The sequence below is a fragment of the Streptomyces sp. A1136 genome (assembly GCF_004795055.1).
GTDB lineage: Bacteria > Actinomycetota > Actinomycetes > Streptomycetales > Streptomycetaceae > Streptomyces.
Genome location: NZ_SSBJ01000152.1, coordinates 1 through 712, shown reverse-complemented (window position 1 = coordinate 712; position 712 = coordinate 1). Strand labels below are relative to the sequence as shown.

The 712-nt window shown below is 65.3% G+C and carries 1 protein-coding gene; it reads right to left on the bottom strand.

Annotated features, from left to right (window positions below):
* Window positions 1-494: 494 nt before the first annotated feature.
* Window positions 495-712 (bottom strand): hypothetical protein (locus tag E6R62_RS40485; RefSeq protein ID WP_206308991.1); only part of this gene is annotated, 218 nt, incomplete at its 5' end.

Below are 712 nucleotides of genomic sequence, written 5' to 3'. Positions count from 1 at the left end.
TAGAGGGTGTGACGGCCCGTCCGTGACGTGCTCCCGAGATATCAGAGAGGCGGGCCCCGGATATTCTGAGGGAATTCGAGGCCCCGGGAATTCGGCCGGAAGGCCGCCCCGGAATTCACTCGTATACCCACACCCGTAAACCCGGTCGCCCGTGAGGGCGCCCGCCCCGGACACGGCGCCCGGAAGGGCGCTGAAACCCCCTCAGGAAAGCCCGCCCACGCCCCCGCCCCGAACCTCCCGCCCCACGCCCCGCCCCACCCCCCGGACACCCCCACACAGCCCCTCCCACCCCCACAGGCCCCGACAGGGGCCCACACCCCCCACCCAGACCCGCGCCAACCCCCCAACCAGCCACCACACATGACACCAAACCCCAGACCCTAGCCACACCCCCACAACAAAACACCCCCACACCCCCAAGGCTCCGAAGGAGCCCACACCACCCACCACCCCACCCGCCGACAGGCGGGCCCCACCCCACAACCAACACCCCATCAAATCCCGCAACGCGGGATCAAAAGAAAGCCTGAAAGGCTTTCAAAAACCCCCAACCAAGAATTGCCGAAAGGCAATTCAAACCCGCCCGACAAAACCCCCGAAGGGGGTTTTACCCGCACCACCCCGAATTCCCCGAAGGGGAATTCCCTGCGGGAATTGCCGAAAGGCAATTCCTTTAGGGGCATAAATGCCCCTAAAGGAATAGCCTTTCGGC